Source organism: Euzebyales bacterium (assembly GCA_036374135.1).
Classification (GTDB): domain Bacteria; phylum Actinomycetota; class Nitriliruptoria; order Euzebyales; family JAHELV01; genus JAHELV01.
In genome coordinates this window covers 1-4,865 of the sequence record DASUUK010000020.1, presented here as the reverse complement: position 1 = coordinate 4,865, position 4,865 = coordinate 1, and the positions used below count along the sequence as shown (strand labels likewise).

The 4,865-nt window shown below is 71.6% G+C and carries 3 protein-coding genes; 2 read left to right on the top strand and 1 reads right to left on the bottom strand.

What is annotated here, in order from left to right:
• Positions 1 to 290: 290 nt before the first annotated feature.
• Entirely contained in the window at positions 291 to 1,661 is a 1,371-nt protein-coding gene (locus tag VFZ70_02670) for an IS1380 family transposase (protein ID HEX6254692.1), read from the top strand.
• 459 nt (positions 1,662 to 2,120) lie between these two features.
• On the top strand, positions 2,121 to 2,771 hold the full coding sequence (locus VFZ70_02665) for a hypothetical protein (GenBank protein HEX6254691.1): 651 nt from the start codon (positions 2,121 to 2,123) through the stop codon (positions 2,769 to 2,771).
• 628 nt (positions 2,772 to 3,399) lie between these two features.
• Here the strand turns inward: VFZ70_02665 and VFZ70_02660 are convergent.
• On the bottom strand, positions 3,400 to 4,746 hold the full coding sequence (locus tag VFZ70_02660; protein ID HEX6254690.1) for a hypothetical protein: 1,347 nt from the start codon (positions 4,744 to 4,746) through the stop codon (positions 3,400 to 3,402).
• Between the last annotated feature and the right edge of the window lie 119 nt (positions 4,747 to 4,865).

The window sequence follows — 4,865 nt, the reverse complement described above, 5'->3', positions numbered from 1 at the left end:
GAGCTCAGTCCGCCAGATCTCTCGACACTCCTCTCTCCACCGTAGAGGCTGCGAATATCCGAGTGCAACGGCTACAGCGTCGGAGTGAGATGATAGGGCGGCCGACCTTGCCGCAATCCACTCCTGCAGCGCCGTGCCGGCATCCCACGGCGATGGATCGCCCATCCTAGCCCTGACTCTTCACGCGGTTGGGGTGTGACGCGTTCGGGTTGGGACGCAAAGAGCCCCTGACCTGCGAGGATGCGGCTTGCTGAAGGTCGCCACTCGAGGGGCAGGGGTTCACTTTGCGGGTGCATCGTAACAGCCGTCGCGCACGGTTCGGTGTTGCCGTGGACGGCCGCGGGTTGCTCAGCCATTCGGGCACCGCCGCGCTGCGCGAACTGGCCGACCGCATCGGCTTGACCGACGCGCTGTCGGCCGCGGCGGCGCCGGTGTGCAGCGCCGGGTTGGTCCACGAGCCCGGCGCGGTGCTGCGGGATCTTGTGGTGATGTTGGCCGACGGCGGCGATGACTTCTCCGCGATCGAGACGCTGCGCGGCCAGGCCGACCTGGACGGGCCGGTGGCGTCGGACTCGACCGCGTGGCGGCGCGTGGCCGACCTCGCCGGACATGAGCTGTCGGTGGTCCGCCTGGACGCGGCCCGCCGGCGGGTGCGTGCGACCGTGTGGCGCCGCGGCGGCGCCCCGCCCGCTGTCGCTGCTGGGTCGGGGCTGGTGTGTGTGGATGTGGACGCGACGCTGGTGACCGCGCACTCCGACAAGGAATCGGCGGCTGGCACCTACAAACGTGGCTTCGGGTTCCACCCGCTGCTGGCCTATCTCGACCGCGACGACGGCACCGGCGAAGCGCTGGCCGGCCAGCTGCGCGCGGGGAATGCCGGGGCGAACACCGCCGCCGATCACATCGACGTGTTCGAAACCGCCATCGACCAGCTCGACGGTGTCGACCCGGCACGGGTGCTGGTGCGCGCGGACTCGGCCGGCTCCAGCCAGGCGTTCCTTGGGTATCTCGGCGAGGCCGGCGTGGGGTTCTCCGTTGGCGCCCGGCTGGATGAGCAGGTACGCGCGGCGATCCGCATCGCCGCCTCCCGCCCCGTCGACTGGACACCGGCGGTGCGCCAGGACGGCCAGGTCCGTGACGGCGCGCACGTCACCGAGATCACCGGCTCGGTGGATGTGTCGGCGTACCCGGCGGGCACCCGGATACTGGTGCGCCGCGAGCCGCTGCACCCGGGCGCGCAGCAGACCTTCGATGACCTCGACGGGCACCGCTTCACCGCCCTGCTGACCACGCAGACCGACGCTGACCTGGCCGCGCTCGACGCGCGCCACCGGGCGCACGCCCGCGTCGAGCAGCGCATCCGCGACGCCAAGACCCTCGGGCTGCGCAACCTGCCATCGGCGGACTTCGCGATCAACCAGATCTGGCTGCAACTCGTCCTGCTCGCCCAAGACCTGCTCGCCTGGTTCGCCGTCCTCACGCTCGACGGCGACCTCGCCGTCGCCACGCCCGCCACCGTGCGCTACCGGCTGCTGCACGTCGCCGGACGCATCACCCGCAGCAGCCGACGCGTCACGCTGCACCTCGACGCCACGTGGCCATGGGCCACCGACCTCGCCGAGGCGTTCCGAAGACTCCACGCCCTGCCCACGCCCGCGTAACCGCCACCCCTGCCGACAGACCCGCACCCACCGACGGCGGGTCCGTCGACCACGCCGTCACACCATCCGATCACATCGCCGGTGCCGCGCCCTTCAGTCCACGACCACGAGCAACACCACCCCAGCATCGTCACCCCGAAACGACAGCCCCAGCGTCAAAGCCGTGAAGAATCAGGGCTAAGTGCTGGCCGCCCGACAGGTGGGTGATTGTCCACTAGGCTACTCCGGCTCTCTCCTGACTCGGCGGGACCACGCTGCATTCGCCACCGCAATTCGAACCCTCGCCCACCACCACACGAAACATATGGCGAACACGAGGCCGTCCGTGATGCGCATGAACCCGAGAAGATCAGGACCGGGGATGCGATCCTCCCTCATGCGCAAGCGGCGGCCACCCGGCGCGTGTCAACGGCAGCTCGGCTACCATCTGACCGAACGCACGTTCGCGCTGGAGTCGTGGTGTCCGAGACCTTCTTCCGAACCTTCGGCGGCCTGGTCGGCCTCGTCGGTGTCCTGCTCGTGGCCTACGAGCTGGACGCGGCCATCGGTGAGTACGCACCCCTGCACTCCGCTGTGAGGCGGATGGTCCGCCGGCTCCAGCGGATGAAGGCGTCGACCGTCGGGACCTGGTGGCGACTGTTCGGCCGGCAGGGGCAGTCGGTCACGATCCAAGTAGAACCGGCCGTAGCCCGGGCGACCGTTGGAACACCGCGAGTGATCGTTGACCCGCCCGACCGCCGTTACGACGACTTCGACACTGACGAGGAGCGAATCCGCTACCTGTTCGACCGGGCGGACTCCGCGGACACCTGGGTCGAAGTCATCCGCGAGCGCGCGAGAAAGGACCGCAGCCTGGCCCTCCAGCGTCAGAAGCGCTTGGAGGAGAAACTGGACGGCAGTCACGAGGGCTGGCGGAAGGAGGTTCGCGACCTGAAAACCGGCAACGCGGGACTGAGGTTCACCGGCTTCATCTGCCTGGGCTACGGCGTCGTGGCGACCGCATGGGCCCAGGAGCTGGCGCGCTGGGACCCGCCGGCCGGCGGTCTACTGCTCGCGGCGTGGCTCTCCACGCTCGCGTGGGCCTGGACACGGCCCGTGCTACCGGAGTAGCCGCGCGGCCATGTCTACTCTCACGCCATGACCGACGCTCGCGAGACGTTCCGTCTGTTCCTGGGTGGCCCGGCCGACGCTGCGGGCAAAGGAGGCCTGGTCGCGGCCCGCCTGGTCGCTGCTCCGCCGGCATGGTCGTGGGCTTCATGGAGTGCGAGACCGGCCAGAAGCTCTTGGCTGAGGGGTACGCGGGACCCTCGGCTACCCGAGTGGCTCGTTGTCCGAAGGACCGGGCCACCCCGTCGACCGCGACTGGTGGGATGGGGTGGAGGCGTTTAAGGACGAGCGCTGAAAGCTGATGCACTCCTTCCCGTCGTCAGCGGGTAGAGGGTTGCGGCCGATCCAACACCGTGACGTGGACTTCGACGACCCCGCCACTCCCGCCGAACCCGGTCGGGGTGCGGCCGTCGCGACCACAGCAGACCGTCGGGATCGCCGAGCGCGGTGTGCGGGCATCGTGTGGCGCATCGCCCTTGAAGTGCCGCCAGGGCGGCGGGTGAGCCGATCTCTTGCAGCGGCGCGAGGATGTCGGGCGCCTGTTGGTCGATGACCCCGACCAACGACCCGAGCTTCAGGGCAAGTAGTTGGGCAGCGTCGGCAAGGCTTGCCCGTCTCGTTTGCCGTGGGCTTACTCGGCGATGAGTTGGTCGAAGCGCAGCCCGCTGGTGCTCTCGCCGCGGCCGGTGGAGCGGCGCCTGGCCATCCAGATCAACGTGCGGCCGTCGCTGGCACGGGTGCGCTGCACGCGCCGGTCCAGCGTGACGCCCACGCGCGCGAGCCGCTCGGCGTGCAGCTCGCTGCCGGGTGTGAGCAGTCGCCCGGTTGGCGCGGGGCCGCTGAGGCGCAGGACCGGTCGGGCGGCGCCGGACGCGGCGGTCGCGTGTGGCAGCAGCGGTAGCCAGTTTGGCGGCACGTTCGTGGCTAGTTGGTAGCGCAGCGACGGCGCGTGTGGAGAGCCGTCGGCGATCGGTGTCTCCGCGGTGGCGCGGTGCACCGCCTCCGCGCGGTCCGCGGCGCGGCCGTCGGGGCCGGGCACGCGCCGCTCGACCGCCCAGGCGACGTTGGCCATCTCGTCGCGGGCGAGCAGCACCTCCTCGACCGGCGCGCCTTCCAACCCCGCGGCGACCCGTGGGACCACCACCAGCAGCGGCACTGCGTCGCCCGCCGCGGCGCCGGCGCCGACGGTCGGCTGGAACAGGCGGAACGGGGCACGGCCGGCGGTGCGGTCGGCGTCGTCGGCTGCGGGGACGGGGATGGTCTCGCCGAACGTGGTGCGCACGGTGAGGTTGCGGACCCGCGTGACCGAGCCCGCGTCGACCTCGACTGGGATAAGGAAGAAGTCGTTGCCGTAGGCGACGGCGAACTCGGTGAGCAGCAGCCGGCCGAGATCCTCGGGCGCGGCGGAGACCGCGTCGAGGTTGACCTCGCCAGCCTCGAGTTCCCAGAAGCGCGACGCGGGCAACCCGCTCAGGACGAGCCCGGCGGGCAGCGTCGAGGAGCTGACCTCGCGCGGCGCCGGGTCGGCAGTGGCGCCGAGCGTCGCGCCGCGGTGCAGCTCGAACGACCACCAGTCCAGCCGGCCGCCGTCATGGTCGTTCGCGACGAGCACGCGCTCGTCGGCTGCGGCCGTACCGGGCGCGGCGACCGACAGCTCGTACTCCAACCGCTCCGGCCGCCATGCCGGTGGGGTGCCGCCTGCGGGCACGGCGCGGGTGGCGTACCAGTCCAGCCAGGCGGTCGCCGCGGCGGTCGCGGCGGCGACGGCGCCCGCGTCAGCGCGGTCCAGGCCGGGCAGCGCGGTGGTGATGTCGCCGGCGTCGCGCGCCGCGGTGAGCGCCGCGTGCAGCTTCCGGCCGTCGGGGGTGTGGCGGCGCAGGAGCTCGGCGCGGCGGCGCAGCGCCGAGTCGGCGTGCGCAGGAGGCGGGTCGATGCCGTACGCGCCGAGCAGCCCGGGGTCGAGCACTGTTGGAGGCAATGCCGACCACGGCGACGTGACCGCCCAGGCGCACCAGGACGCGGACCGTCTGCCGTCCGATCCCACCGCCCGCTCCAGTGACGACCGCGGCCCAAGCGCCCAGCGCCTGCGGGGCCACA